Origin of the sequence: Pedobacter sp. N23S346 (assembly GCF_048515415.1) — a bacterium.
In the GTDB taxonomy this organism is placed as follows: domain Bacteria; phylum Bacteroidota; class Bacteroidia; order Sphingobacteriales; family Sphingobacteriaceae; genus Pedobacter.
On record NZ_JBLYEE010000007.1, the window covers coordinates 43,668 to 57,213 of the forward strand.

General features: G+C 37.4%; 14 protein-coding genes. 10 read left to right on the plus strand and 4 right to left on the minus strand.

Annotation, left to right across the window (positions count from 1 at the left end):
* Nucleotide 1: 1 nt before the first annotated feature.
* Together ACN1CD_RS13535 and gyrB are read right to left on the minus strand one after the other, a co-directional pair.
* Nucleotides 2-340: a PadR family transcriptional regulator gene (locus tag ACN1CD_RS13535; protein WP_419130930.1), complete on the minus strand. Its 339-nt coding sequence runs from the start codon at nucleotides 338-340 to the stop codon at nucleotides 2-4.
* 157 nt (nucleotides 341-497) lie between these two features.
* On the minus strand, nucleotides 498-2,456 hold the full coding sequence (gene gyrB / locus ACN1CD_RS13540; protein ID WP_419130931.1) for a DNA topoisomerase (ATP-hydrolyzing) subunit B: 1,959 nt from the start codon (nucleotides 2,454-2,456) through the stop codon (nucleotides 498-500).
* 504 nt (nucleotides 2,457-2,960) lie between these two features.
* Between gyrB and ACN1CD_RS13545 the strand changes: the two genes are divergently transcribed.
* From ACN1CD_RS13545 to ACN1CD_RS13555, 3 genes are all read left to right on the plus strand, one after another.
* Nucleotides 2,961-3,560, plus strand: a complete 600-nt coding sequence (locus ACN1CD_RS13545; protein ID WP_419130932.1) for an OmpH family outer membrane protein — start codon at nucleotides 2,961-2,963, stop codon at nucleotides 3,558-3,560.
* A 66-nt stretch (nucleotides 3,561-3,626) separates the two neighbouring features.
* Nucleotides 3,627-4,109, plus strand: a complete 483-nt coding sequence (locus ACN1CD_RS13550; RefSeq protein ID WP_419130933.1) for a nucleoside deaminase — start codon at nucleotides 3,627-3,629, stop codon at nucleotides 4,107-4,109.
* Nucleotides 4,110-4,163: 54 nt separating this feature from the next.
* Complete coding sequence (locus ACN1CD_RS13555; protein ID WP_419130934.1) at nucleotides 4,164-4,934, plus strand: EcsC family protein; 771 nt, start codon at nucleotides 4,164-4,166, stop codon at nucleotides 4,932-4,934.
* Here the strand turns inward: ACN1CD_RS13555 and ACN1CD_RS13560 are convergent.
* Complete coding sequence (locus ACN1CD_RS13560) at nucleotides 4,931-5,329, minus strand: RNA-binding S4 domain-containing protein (protein ID WP_419130935.1); 399 nt, start codon at nucleotides 5,327-5,329, stop codon at nucleotides 4,931-4,933. The two genes, ACN1CD_RS13555 and ACN1CD_RS13560, sit on opposite strands and share 4 nt — an antisense overlap.
* Before the next feature lie 309 nt (nucleotides 5,330-5,638).
* Here ACN1CD_RS13560 and ACN1CD_RS13565 point away from each other — a divergent pair, with 309 nt between their 5' ends.
* Nucleotides 5,639-6,457, plus strand: coding sequence for a 2,3,4,5-tetrahydropyridine-2,6-dicarboxylate N-succinyltransferase (locus tag ACN1CD_RS13565; protein WP_419130936.1), 819 nt, complete (start codon nucleotides 5,639-5,641; stop codon nucleotides 6,455-6,457).
* A gap of 15 nt (nucleotides 6,458-6,472) precedes the next feature.
* Nucleotides 6,473-7,678, plus strand: a complete 1,206-nt coding sequence (locus ACN1CD_RS13570; protein ID WP_419130937.1) for a glycosyltransferase family 4 protein — start codon at nucleotides 6,473-6,475, stop codon at nucleotides 7,676-7,678.
* 4 nt (nucleotides 7,679-7,682) lie between these two features.
* Here the strand turns inward: ACN1CD_RS13570 and ACN1CD_RS13575 are convergent, their stop codons facing one another.
* Nucleotides 7,683-8,249, minus strand: coding sequence for a DUF4136 domain-containing protein (locus ACN1CD_RS13575; RefSeq protein WP_419130938.1), 567 nt, complete (start codon nucleotides 8,247-8,249; stop codon nucleotides 7,683-7,685).
* A 193-nt stretch (nucleotides 8,250-8,442) separates the two neighbouring features.
* Between ACN1CD_RS13575 and ACN1CD_RS13580 the strand changes: the two genes are divergently transcribed.
* The 5 genes from ACN1CD_RS13580 to ACN1CD_RS13600 all read left to right on the plus strand — a co-directional run bounded on the left by ACN1CD_RS13580 (nucleotide 8,443) and on the right by ACN1CD_RS13600 (nucleotide 13,483).
* On the plus strand, nucleotides 8,443-9,009 hold the full coding sequence (locus ACN1CD_RS13580) for an L-threonylcarbamoyladenylate synthase (RefSeq protein ID WP_419130939.1): 567 nt from the start codon (nucleotides 8,443-8,445) through the stop codon (nucleotides 9,007-9,009).
* Between the two features lie 87 nt (nucleotides 9,010-9,096).
* Nucleotides 9,097-10,551 (plus strand): CCA tRNA nucleotidyltransferase, encoded by a 1,455-nt coding sequence (locus ACN1CD_RS13585; RefSeq protein ID WP_419130940.1) that lies wholly within the window; start codon nucleotides 9,097-9,099, stop codon nucleotides 10,549-10,551.
* A 98-nt stretch (nucleotides 10,552-10,649) separates the two neighbouring features.
* A complete protein-coding gene (locus tag ACN1CD_RS13590) occupies nucleotides 10,650-11,294 on the plus strand; it encodes an IS1096 element passenger TnpR family protein (protein WP_419130941.1) in 645 nt (214 codons plus the stop codon).
* 74 nt (nucleotides 11,295-11,368) lie between these two features.
* A complete protein-coding gene (miaA, locus tag ACN1CD_RS13595; RefSeq protein WP_419130942.1) occupies nucleotides 11,369-12,322 on the plus strand; it encodes a tRNA (adenosine(37)-N6)-dimethylallyltransferase MiaA in 954 nt (317 codons plus the stop codon).
* 72 nt (nucleotides 12,323-12,394) lie between these two features.
* The gene (locus ACN1CD_RS13600; protein ID WP_419130943.1) at nucleotides 12,395-13,483 is read left to right on the plus strand and encodes a matrixin family metalloprotease; all 1,089 of its coding nucleotides are present in this window, start codon (nucleotides 12,395-12,397) and stop codon (nucleotides 13,481-13,483) included.
* Nucleotides 13,484-13,546: the final 63 nt, after the last annotated feature.

Sequence of the window (13,546 nt, forward strand, 5' to 3'; positions counted from 1 at the left end):
ATTAAATGTTCGGCTTTAAGTTTAACAATAACTGTAATTGCGAAATAAATTCTTTTGCTTCCTGAAGTTTGCTAACCACCTTTTTTTCTCCATCCTTCGATAAAGAATAGTATTTACGAACCCGGTTATCTACAATTTCTGTTGAGGTTTCCAATAGCCCATCCGCTTCCAACTTATGCAAAGCTGGATACAAAGCGCCCTCCTTTAACAATAATTCTCCTTGCGTAATATACTTTACCTTTTGAGTGATTTCATAACCATACATTCGCTCATTTTCTGATAATAGGTTTAAAATGATGGTTTGTAAAGTACCCTTAAATAACTCATTATTTATTGCCATTATCAAATATATAAATAATTACATACATAGTTCATATAGGTATATAATTATAATACTAAAAAACCCTCCCCAAGTTTTTAACTCGAAGAGGGTTTTTTATTTGCTTTAGTCTTTAAGCTTACAGCTTTGACCTTTCAGCTTTAGTCTCTCAGCTTAACTAAGCATCAATCTTCGCATATTTCGCATTACGTTCAATAAATTCTCTACGTGGTGCAACCTCATCGCCCATCAACATAGAAAAAGTATGATCACATTCTGCAGCACTTTCAATAGTAGCTTGTAACAAAGTACGTGTAGCCGGATTCAAAGTAGTATCCCAAAGTTGTTCTGCATTCATCTCACCCAAACCTTTATAACGTTGAATGTGTACACTATCTTCTTTACCATTACCTTTAATTCGTTGTACAGCCGCATCACGTTGTACATCATTCCAGCAATATTCAAAATCCTTACCTTTTTTAACCTGATAAAGCGGTGGTGATGCAATATAAACATAACCAGCCTCGATTAAAGCCCTCATATAACGGTAGAAGAAAGTTAAAATCAGGGTAGTAATGTGCGAACCATCAATATCCGCATCCGTCATGATTACGATTTTGTGATAACGAAGTTTCGTCATATTCAAAGCCTTATCATCCTCAGGCGTACCAATGCTTACACCAATTGCCGTGAACATGTTTTTAATCTCGTCGTTCTCGTAAATCTTGTGCTCCATCGCTTTCTCCACGTTCAGAATCTTACCCTTCAAAGGTAAAATAGCCTGAATGTTTCTATCGCGACCTTGTTTAGCGGTACCACCCGCCGAGTCACCCTCTACTAAGTAGATTTCGCATTTTACAGGATCACTATCAGAGCAATCGGCAAGTTTACCTGGCAAACCAGAACCACCCATTACACTTTTACGCTGAACCATTTCGCGGGCCTTACGTGCCGCAGCACGGGCCGTTGCCGCCAAAATTACTTTGTTAACGATCATCTTCGCTTCCTTCGGATTTTCTTCCAAATAAGCACCCAATGCCTCGCCAACAGCAATATCTACAGCACCCATTACCTCACTGTTACCCAGTTTAGTTTTAGTTTGCCCTTCAAATTGCGGTTCTTGTACTTTTACAGAAACTACAGCTGTTAATCCCTCTCTAAAGTCATCACCGGTAATTTCCATTTTAAGGTTCTTTAACAAACCCGATTTATCTGCATAACTTTTTAAAGTACGCGTTAAACCTCTACGGAAACCAGCAATATGTGTTCCACCCTCATGTGTATTAATGTTGTTTACATAAGAGTGAACATTTTCAGAATAACTGTCGTTGTATTGAAAAGCCAGCTCAACCGGAACACCATTTTTAATCCCATCAATATAAATTGGTTCTGGTAAAAAAGATGCCCTGGTTCCATCTAAAAAGGAAACAAATTCTTTTAAACCACCTTCAGATTGGAAAACTTCTGATAAGAATGTTCCATCCTCTAAAGTTTCACGCTCATCTGTTAAGGTTAATTTAATTCCTTTATTCAAGAAAGCCAATTCGCGCAAACGAGAAGCTAACGTATCGTATTTATATTCAGTTGTTTGTGTGAAAATTGAAGCATCCGGACTGAAAGTTACAATTGTACCACGCTTATCAGTTACTCCAACCTCTTTTACATCGTACTGTGGAACACCAATTTTGTATTCCTGCATCCAGATTTTACCTTCACGGTGTACTTCAGCCTTTAAATCAGTAGATAATGCGTTAACACAACTTACCCCCACACCATGTAAACCACCAGAAACTTTATAGGTATCCTTATCAAATTTACCACCCGCGTGTAAAACCGTCATTACGATTTCTAGCGCCGATTTATTTTCTTTTGTATTAATTCCGGTTGGAATACCACGACCGTTATCTTCAACCCGGATCGAGTTTCCTTCTAAAATCCTTACGTCGATTGTATCTGCATGACCGGCCAAAGCCTCATCAATAGAGTTATCCACAACCTCGTAAACCAAATGGTGTAAACCCTTTACACCAGTATCACCTATATACATCGAAGGGCGCTTACGCACCGCTTCCAAACCTTCTAAAACCTGTATATTATCTGCCGAATAATTTGACTTTGAATCTTGTTCTTCGCTCATATTTTAATAAAAACTATAAGCACCAAAAATACGCAAAATTTGCCATTTATACTAATATGTGGATAAGTTTTAAGCCTGCAAACCACTAGAAAGATAATGCCTTCCAGGTGGTTTAAATCAGGTTTTGAAAAGCAAAACCTGTGTTTCAATTCAGTGTTAGTCCCGCTTTACATTTCAAGGCCCGTAGAAAGAACGGGCGCTTTCCATTTCAATCGGGTTTAATAGGCAAAACAAGTCATTCTTAGGTCAGCTTAGCCGCCATGCAACCGCCAATTTTTGCTGTAAAAAGCCACCTAAACCCGATAAAAGCGAACACGTAGCAGCAGCCTTTTCGGCTGATTAGCGGAGTAAAGCGATTAGCGGGAACAAACCTAAAAATGAAAAACTCAACCTGCTTTCCAAACCATCTTTAGCCATTAATCTAATTTGGCTTACGTTAAGCGTAACTCTTAATTGCATTTAAAAACTAATTTCTATAAGTTTGTTAAAATTTATTAAACAATAATGGAAAGAAAAACCTTTAAAACCTTTGGTTTATTTGCTACGGCTGCTTTAATCACAGCATTTTCTGCATGCCAAAACAAAGACGCTAAAACCACTGAAACTAAAAAGACAGATAGCACAACCGCGGCAGTTTCTGTTAATGAAAAAATAGTATTTGTAAATCAAGATTCATTATTGAATAAATACGAGTATTACAAAGATTTGAGAACTAAATTCGAAACTAAAACTAAAAATGCTCAGGCAGATTTACAATCGAAACAACAAGCTTACCAACGCGAAGTAACTCAATATCAACAATCTGCTGGTACACTTTCTGCAGATCAACGCAAAACTACTGAAGAACGCTTAGGCAGAAAAGGTCAGGAATTACAAGCTTACCAACAAAATGCTGGCGGTGCTTTGCAAAATGAGCAGGCTGTAGAAACAGAGAAACTTTACGATAAAGTGGCTGGTTATTTAAAAACATATTCGAAAGAAAAAGGCTATAAAATGGTACTGACTTTCTCTAAAGGCAATAGTGCAATTCTTTTTGCTGATGAAACTTTAGACATTACTTCTGAAGTAATTAAAGGCTTAAACGCAGAATACACTAAAAAATAGTTTGTAAAAACAGAAAATTTAAATGCTCCGATTTAATCGGGGCATTTTTTTTGCTTAAATTTTTGAATGGAGAACGAAAAACAACACGAAGAATTTATGCAGATGGCTATTGCGCTATCAGTAAAAAATGTAAATGAGAATCTTGGCGGTCCATTTGGCGCCGTTGTGGTTAAAGATGGCAAGTTAGTTGCCGGCTCGGCAAATAAAGTTACTTCCACCAACGATCCAACTGCACACGCAGAAGTTTCAGCAATCAGGCTGGCCTGTACCGAACTGAATACATTCGATTTAACCGGCTGTGTAATCTATACCAGTTGCGAACCCTGCCCAATGTGTTTAGCCGCTATTTACTGGGCCAAAATTAGTACCATTTATTATGCGAATACGAAAGTAGATGCAGAAAATATTGGTTTTAGTGATAAATTCATTTACGAAGAAATAGATAAACCGATGGAAGAACGGGCTTTACCAGTGGTACAAATGTTGCGCAGTGAGGCCATTGAAGCTTTTAACCTTTGGGCAACATCTCCACTTCGACTTGAATATTAAGCTGCCTTTGAAACAATTGCGCGCTATAAAACGTCTCAATATAAACGAAGCGATATGACTTACGAGCAAAAAATTACCAATGAGCTGGATTTCTGGAAGTTTAAAACACTACAGAATTCTTCTCTTTTTAGTAAGGTTACAGATAGCGTTCAAAAGAAAATCAACAGTTACATCCCTGATAAAATCCACAACGCAATTACAACAGCCATTAAACAAATGGTTAAGGCAGTTTTATTTGGATCGACCTATACCACTTCAAAACCTATTTTAGATTTAACGCTTATGCACCGTGAGGCGCTGGTTAAACAAAAAATAGAAACCTATAAAAAAACCGGTGCTGCTGAAGGAGGCATTACTGGTGCGGGCGGGTTTTTAATGAGTCTGGCTGATTTCCCTTTATTGCTCGGAATTAAAATGAAAATGCTTTTTGATATCGCCGCCACTTATGGCTACGATGTGAAAGATTACCGCGAACGCCTTTACATTTTGCACATCTTTCAGCTGGCATTTTCAAGCAAAGAAGAAAGTAAAAACGTTTATCTGAAAATGCAAAACTGGGACGAAATAGCCCATAAATTGCCTACCAACATCGATGAATTTGATTGGTTAACCTTTCAGCAACAATACCGGGATTATATCGACTTGGCCAAACTGGCACAAATGGTGCCGTTTATTGGTGCAGCCGTTGGCGCCGTAGCAAACTATAAACTGATCGAAAAATTAGGAAAAACGGCGATGATGAGTTACCGAATGAGGTATTTTAGTCTTCAGTCCATAGTCATCAGTCATGAGTCGACTAACGACTTCAGACTCAAGACTAACTAATCTTCCTCAAACATTCCTCCTATCAGATCATCAGTTTCTCTTCTATCTTTTTTGGTTGGTCGGCCTGTACCTCTATCCCGTTTTAAACTCGGTGCATGAAAAGCAGATTTGAAAGCATGTGTTTCCTCTACAGGAGTTAAATCTTTGTATTTTGTTAATGCCGTTGGCGAATCTGTTCTGTTGTAAGAAAAATCAACCACTTCGATAATTTTCTTTTCTATTCCTTTAGATACCTGATAAACCTCCCCTATTTTAACAATTGCGGATGGCTTAATGTTCTGTCCCTTTAACTTAACCCGTCCAGCTTTGCATGCGTCTGTTGCCAGGCTCCTGGTTTTAAACAACCTGATTGCCCACAGATATTTATCTATTCTAAGTTTTTCTGCTTCTGCCATAATGGTTTGTTAGTTGATTGGTTTGTTAGTTGGTTAGTAACCATAGCCCAAAAATCCAAAGAGACAAAGTTAAGCAACGATAGCCCAAAAAACCAAACAACCAAAAATCTAAAAAACCAAACAAGCAACTGTAGCCCAAAAAACCAAACAACCAAAAATCTAAAAAACCAAACAAGCAACTGTAGCCCAAAAAACCAAACAACCAAAAATCTAAAAAACCAAACAAGCGATTGTAGCCCAAAAAACCAACCACCTAAAAACTAATAAACCAAAAATTTTAAGTTATTTTGCATAAAATTTAAAAACATCATGTATTCAGATTTAAAGAAATTAATTGAAGCCGCTTGGGAAGACAGAACCCTTTTAAAGTATAGCAACTATTGCGAAGCCATCGAAACCGTAATTCAAGGGTTAGATAAAGGCGAAATTCGCGTTGCTGAACCAGTTCTAAATTCATGGGGCATTAATGAGTGGGTAAAAAAAGCTGTTATTTTATATTTCCCGATTCGCGAGATGAAAGAAATTAAAAGCGGTCCTTTTGTATACCACGATAAAATGGATTTAAAAACAGACTATAAAGCAACTGGTGTACGTGTTGTGCCTATGGCAAGCGCACGTTACGGTGCATTTTTAGCAAAAGGTGTAATCATGATGCCATCTTATGTAAACATTGGTGCTTACGTAGATGAAGGCACAATGGTAGATACCTGGGCAACAGTTGGATCATGCGCTCAAATTGGAAAACGTGTTCACTTAAGTGGTGGTGTAGGTATTGGTGGCGTTCTGGAACCAATCCAGGCAGCGCCGGTAATTATCGAAGATGATGCATTTTTAGGTTCAAGAGTAATCGTTGTTGAAGGTGTTAAAGTAGAAAGAGAAGCAGTTTTAGGTGCAAATGTGGTTTTAACAGCATCAACCAAAATTATTGATGTAACTGGACCAACACCTATCGAATACAAAGGCATTGTTCCGGCGCGTTCGGTGGTCATTCCAGGTAGCTATACCAAGAAATATCCTGCCGGAGAATATCAGGTTCCTTGCGCGTTAATTATTGGTAAACGTAAAGAAAGTACAGATAAGAAAACTTCACTTAACGATGCGTTGAGAGAAAACAATGTAGCAGTATAAGCCTAAGGTAAAAAGGTGAAAGCTGAAATCGAAAAGCAAATATTAAAAGCCGAAAGTCAGGAAATTGAGCAATCAAGCCCTAGTCTTTCGGCTTTGGGCTTTCCGGTTAAAATTGGCTTCGATGGCAAACGCGCAGCAAACAATTTAACAGGTCTCGGCAATTACAGCCGCTCTTTAATCGAATCCTTAGCACATCAGTTCCCAGAAAATCAATATTTTGTTTACTCGCCGAAAGTAAAAAATGCCAGGCAAATTGATACATTTTTTGAAAAAGATAACATCATCCTAAAACTTCCAAAAGACGGTAGTTTTCTTTGGAGAACTTTAAATATCCTGAAAGATCTGGGCAGAGATCACGTTCAGATTTTTCATGGCTTAAGCCACGAAATTCCATTCGCCATTCAGCATACCAAAATCAAATCTATAGTCACCATTCATGATTTGATATTTCTTCGATTCCCGCAATATTATCAATTTATCGATCGCAAACTGTACGAATGGAAAAGCAAATCGGCTTGTAAGCGAGCTGATAAAATTATTGCGATCAGTGAGAAAACAAAAGCAGATATTGTAGCGTTTTACGGAACTGATCCAGATAAAATTGAAGTCATTTATCAAAGTTGCGATGATAGTTTTAAAACTGCATTGCCCGAGCAAAGCCTGAAGCGAATTAAACTGACTTACAAACTTCCTGATCAATATATCCTAAATGTGGGCACAATTGAGGCGCGTAAAAACCTGAAGGTGATCATTCAGTCGCTCAAAAATGTAAATGATCAATACAAACTTGTGGTGATCGGGAAGCAAACACCATACTTTAAAGAAGTAGAAAAAGAAATAGATAAGTTAGGACTCAGAAACCGGGTCATTTTTCTGAAAAATATTCCATTTTCAGATCTACCAGGCATTTACCAGATGGCAAGTCTTTTTGTTTATCCATCATTTTATGAAGGTTTTGGAATTCCAATTATCGAAGCCTTATATTCTAAAGTACCGGTAATTGCAGCAACAGGTTCTTGTTTAGAAGAAGCCGGCGGACCAGATAGCATTTATATCGCTCCTACTGATGTAAATAGTTTGAGTGAAGAAATCAACAAGGTATTGGGCCATGAAAAATTGCAAAAAGAAATGAAAGAAAAAGGGCTGGAATTTGTTCAAAAATTCAACAGCCCTTATGTTACGCAGCAATTAATGAATTGCTATAAAAATCTATTAAGCTAAGCTATTATTTAGCAGCTAATGCATTTGGCGGATATTGCGCTAAAATCTCTTTAACTCCAGTATAAAGGCGCTCTTCTCTTTTCTTCAGGTTATCTAAATTAAAGCCGCTTCCTCTTCCATGCCAGAATAATTCTTTTTTCTCCGGATCAAGAAAATCGATAATGATTGTTCCTTCTATATATTGGTTGACATAGTTGCCGCCTCCCCAGAATGGAGAACCCCAACCTCCACGCCAGCCCCAGCCGCCGCCCCAACCCCAGCCACCGTAGTAACCAGGCCCGTAGATATCAGTTTTTTCTCTGGCAACAACCACTAAGTTTACCAACATGTCTGGTCTTTCAGACTTAGTAAAACCCTTGGCATTCATTTCAGCTTCAACAGCAGCCACCAAACGCCTTTTGTCAAGATTATTTAGTTTAACTCTTGCAATTCCTTTATCGTAAAAGTTGTAAGTTTTATAGCGGTTGAAATCCGCATTTTTATCAAAATCAGATGCCGTGCGAAGACTCGAACATCCAGCTAATGCGATTACAATCGTAAATAGCATCAGTAAGTTTTTAATTGTTTTCATTGTGTGTTGATTTATTTAAATAACCGATAATAAAAATAATAAAATTTAAATTGAAATCCCCAAAACAGGTATAATTTTACAATCAAATTGTTTGGATAGAACGTGTTATGAAACAGAAAGTTTTATGGCAAATGTTAAATATTTTACGAATAGTGCATATTTAACATTTCAACTAAAAAATTACCTTTGTATTATGCTAAAAGAGGAAATAAATAAAGCTTTGGAAGTGCTGAAAAATGGCGGCGTAATCCTTTACCCTACAGATACGATTTGGGGTTTGGGTTGCGATGCTACTCACGCTGATGCAGTTGAGAAATTGCTGAAGATTAAAAACCGTCCTGCTGAGAAAAGCTTAATTGTACTGCTCGATGTTGATAGTAAACTTCAAAGTTATATAAATGAAGTTCCCGAAGTGGCATATGATTTAATCGAATACGCAGAAAACCCATTAACCATCGTTTTCCCTGGGGCAAAAAACCTGGCGCCAAATGTAATTAACAACGATGGAAGCGTTGGCATTAGAATTGTAAAGCACGATTTCTGTACACCACTTATTCAACGCTTCCGTAAGCCAATCGTTTCTACCTCTGCAAATTTAAGTGGTAAGCCATCTCCAAAATTCTTCGATGATATTGATCCCGAAATCCTGGATTTGGTAGACCTTGTTGTCGATTTTGAACAAGAAAACCGCAATATCAAAAAGCCATCTACCATTATGAAACTCTCTCCTGGCGGACAGTTTGAGTTTATCCGCAAATAATCACCAGGCTAATCAGGTGCCTAATCGAGCCAAAACCCTTTGCGCACCGAATGTTTTTAGTAATTTTGGCGCTTATTGCCTTTATATATGGAATCTAATTTAAGCGATGGAAGTGTGAAGTCCTCTTCAACGGATTTAAGCGTTCATCTGAAAAATCCGATATTCAAAACACTTTCATCTGTAGCCGATCAGCTTAACATAGAAGCCTATGTTATTGGAGGTTTTGTTCGCGATATCTTTCTCAATCGTCCATCAAAAGATATTGATGTGGTGGTGGTAGGTAGCGGAATAGCTTACGCAGAAGCGGTTGCAAAGAAACTAAATACAAAAGTTGCCGTTTTTAAAAATTTCGGCACGGCCAATATCAAATACCACGATTTAGAGGTTGAATTTGTTGGTGCACGAAAAGAATCATACCGCTCAGAATCCCGCAAGCCAATTGTAGAGGATGGTACTTTAGAAGACGACCAGCTCCGTCGTGATTTCACCATTAATGCTTTGGCTATTAATCTTAATGCCGCTCGTTTCGGCGAACTGTTGGATCCGTTTGATGGTCTCATCGATCTGAAAAGTAAATTCATTCGTACGCCACTCAATCCGGAAATTACCTTTTCTGATGATCCATTGAGAATGATGCGGGCCATTCGTTTTGCTTCTCAGCTTAATTTTAAGATTGATCCGGCGGCACTCCACGCCATTCAGACTCAAAAAGAAAGAATTAGCATTGTTTCTAAAGAGCGAATTACAGATGAAATGAATAAAATCATCCTGTCTGCCAAACCATCTATTGGTTTTAAACACCTTTTTGATACCGGCTTATTACAGATCATTTTCCCTCAAATGGCACAGCTGTACGGCGTGGAAGTTATTAAGGGAAAAGGACATAAAGATAATTTTTACCATACATTAGAAGTGCTGGATAACATCTGTGCCTATACAGATGATTTATGGTTACGTTGGGCAGCTATTTTACACGATATTGCTAAACCCGCAACCAAGCGTTTTGAAGATGGACATGGCTGGACATTTCACGGCCATGAAGATAAAGGTGCCAGGATGGTTCCGAAAATTTTCGCTCAGCTTAAATTACCTTTAAACGAAAAAATGAAGTACGTACAAAAACTTGTTCAACTTCATTTAAGGCCGATTGTATTGGCACAGGAAGTGGTTACAGATTCTGCCGTACGAAGATTGCTTTTCGATGCTGGTGAAGAAATTGACAGCCTGATGCTGCTATGCAATGCAGATGTTACAACGAAAAATGAATACAAAAAAACAAAGTATCGGAACAACTTCGACTTGGTTAAACAGAAGCTAAAAGACGTTGAAGAAAGGGATAAAATTCGTAACTGGCAACCTCCAATTACAGGAAACGATATTATGGTTACTTTCGGCTTAGACGCAGGGAAGGAAGTGGGTTTAATTAAAAATGCCATTCGAGAAGCTATTCTGGAAGGCGAAATTACAAACGACTACCAGGAAGCATTTGATTTTATGCTAAACCAGGCAAAACAAATGGGATTAAATCCTGTTCTTAAATAATTTAATTGACCAAACACCAATAGAAGGCGATTTTTGCGCCACAAGATGTTTGTTGTTAATGTAAATTAACTTTATTTTTACGATTCCAAAATACAATAATGGCAATTTATAAATTCAGAATTACTTTCGAAGATTTTGATGATGTGGTGAGAGAGATCGACATTAAATCAAACCAAACATTTGAAGACCTGCATAAGGCTATTCATAAATCAACTGGTTATAACGCAGAAAAATCTTCTTCATTCTATGTGAGTACAGACAATTGGTTGAAGGGTGATGAAATTGCCTATCTCCCGAATGAAAGAAAAAAAGATCGCGTGGTTTTAATGGAAAATTCTAAATTGAGCGGTTTTATCGAAGATCCACATCAAAAGTTTTATTACATTTATAATTTTGATCGCCCCTTTGATTTTCATGTAGAATTGGTGAAAATTGTTTTAGATGCTGATCCAAGTATAGAATATCCATTTTTAGCCAAAAGTTCTGGTGAAGCACCGAAGATTTTTGAAAAGAGTGCGGTGAGCACAGATGACATTGAAAATTCTGCTGTAGTTGTAGGTGAATTCGACTTTTTGAATGAATTGAATTTTGTTCCGGAGGATACAGACGAAATTGAAGCCATGGGTGAAATGGGAATCAATGAAAAAGAACGTGATGACGATGAAGAATCTGAAGACGACGAATTTGGCGATGAATTTTCAGATAGCGACAGTTACGATGAGAATCAAAAAGACGATTATTAGTCAATATATACAATATAAATAAGAGGTCAGATGGAAACATCTGACTTTTTGTTTTAAACCAAATAATAACACTAATGGCGGTCTGGAAAGAAAAAACATTAATATCCGTAGTTGGCCCAACGGCAATAGGTAAAACAGCATTAGCCATTCAGTTGGCGCAATATTTCCATACCGAAATAATTTCTGCTGATTCCCGCCAATTTTTCAAGGAAATGGAAATTGGCACAGCTAAGCCAACCCAAACTGAACTGGCAGCGGCCAAACACCATTTTATAAATTCTCATTCTATTCAACAACTATTCAGTACCGGAGATTTCGAAGCAGAAGGATTAAAAACACTAGATGAGATTTTTAAGACCCACAATTTAGCCATCATGGTGGGCGGTTCAGGGCTTTATGTAAACGCTTTAATCAACGGGCTGGATGAGATGCCGGAAATTGATCTTTCGATTAGAACACAGTTGAACGAACAGTTCAAAACGAAAGGCATTACCCCTATCCAAGCGAAACTGGCTGAGGTTGATCCTGAATATTTTGCAAAAGTTGATCAGCAAAATCCCCAAAGAATGATCAGGGGACTGGAGGTTTTTCTATCTACCGGACAAAAACTTTCCACCATGCTGTCTGCCACAAAAAAGGAAAGGCCTTTCAACATCATCAAAATCGGTTTAAATACCGATAGAGCTATTCTCTATAACAGGATTAACAGCCGGGTGGATCAAATGATCAGCAATGGACTGATTGAGGAAGTTAAATCACTTTCTGGTTTCAGGGCTTATAATGCTTTAAATACTGTAGGTTACAGCGAAGTTTTTGATTACCTCGATGAGAAAATTTCACTGGAAGAAGCCATATCAAGCATTAAACAAAACACCCGTCGCTTCGCCAAACGTCAACTTACCTGGTTTAGAAGAGATGAAGAAATCAAATGGTTTGAGCCCGATGAATTTAACAGGATTACAGACCATATAACTCAGACAATAAATTATAAAATAATACCACAAATCAACAATAATTTATACTATTAAAAATGTAGTTACATCTGGATAATAATGAATTAAATATTTAAGTTTGGTAATGAAAACTTCAAATATCTAATTATGAAAAGCAAAAATTACATTTCTACTCTTCTGGTTACAGTTTTTTTGAGCCTATTCGTTTCATCTTGTAAAAAGAATGAGACTTCAACAGAGGAATTGAAACCTGATATTTATAAAAATATTAAATTTATTAAAGATTGGATTCCTTTAGAAGGTGTGCCGCATTCTAGCACAGTTCAAAAATTAGCAACTACAGAAAATAAATCGCTCAATGACGTTCTAAAATCTTGGGTGGCCCAAGGTAATATCTTTCAGCCTGGGGGCCATCGTTTATTAATTACTTTTATTAATAATCCTAGCAATATTAATCCAGAAGTAGCCAAAGATGAAGTCTTAAAAGGAATAGCAGCCTGGTTTCGTCAAGATTTCCTTCCAGGCATTAATATAACAACTGGCTATACAACGTCCATCAATAATGCAGATATTAAAATAGGTTGGTATAAAGGAGATCATGGAGATGGCGCTAATAATGCTTTTGATGGCCGCGGTGGTGTATTAGCTCACGCTTTTTACCCGACGAGCGGAATTATCCATTTTGATGATGATGAAAACTGGTCTGCCTCTTCCTTTGGTCCTGAATTTGGCACTATAGATATAGCTGCTGTTGCTGCGCATGAATTCGGACATACCATTGGACTTGATCATTCAGAGTGTACAAATGCTACAATGACCCCTTCATATTTTGGAATTAATATGAGTACTTTAAGTGTTGATGATGTTGTAGGGTCTAGAATCATATATGGAAATAACCCAAATTATGTAAATGATTCTGCAGGAGGAAATATAGATCAAATCGTAGGTCAAGATTCATATTTTACCTTAAATTATGCTTATGACATTGAATTTTCCCCAATTGGCAATCCTCCAAAATATACATACAATCCAGACAAACAGCCCCCTTTTCTTCGCTATGGCACAATAAATTGGGTAATTCCTCCAGGCTTTGACTTAATTAGTGGCCAAGGGACAAATCAAGTATTGTTAAGACCTAATGGACAGTATCTTGGAAAGATTCGAGTTAAAGCTTATTTAAATGATTGCAATGCAAATATTGAAATGAGATCAAACGAAGTAGAAATACATTATTAATCTGTATAAACATTTAGAAATGAGGCTGTACAAATCCACTACAGCCTCACTTATTTGCATATA